Origin of the sequence: Microvirga sp. HBU67558, from assembly GCF_018069605.1 — a bacterium.
GTDB classification, from domain to species: domain Bacteria; phylum Pseudomonadota; class Alphaproteobacteria; order Rhizobiales; family Beijerinckiaceae; genus Microvirga; species Microvirga terrae.
The window spans coordinates 1-302 of sequence record NZ_JAGPUP010000121.1; the positions used below are offsets into that span (position 1 = coordinate 1).

Sequence of the window (302 nt, forward strand, 5' to 3'; positions counted from 1 at the left end):
CTGACCCGCGCACGGACTGCGGTCGACGAGGGCGCTTTCATCAACGAGATCGTTCCAGTCAGTATTCCAGGAAAGACCGGCGATATGATCATCGACACGGATGAGAACCCGTTGAGAGTCTCACCAGAGAAAATCCCGTCGTTGAGGCCGGCTTTCCGATCGAATGGCACCATCACGGCGGCGAGTTCCTCCGCCAATGCCGATGGGGCCGCAGCCCTCGTACTGACACGTCGCTCAGTGGCTGAACGTGAAGGACTTCCCATCGTTGCGGAGATCCTCGCCCATGCAACGCATTCCCAGGA

1 pseudogene is annotated in these 302 nt (G+C 59.3%); it reads left to right on the forward strand.

Going from position 1 to position 302, the window contains the following annotated elements:
- Positions 1-302 (forward strand): annotated as a pseudogene (locus tag KBI52_RS00495) (acetyl-CoA C-acetyltransferase); the annotation flags it as partial.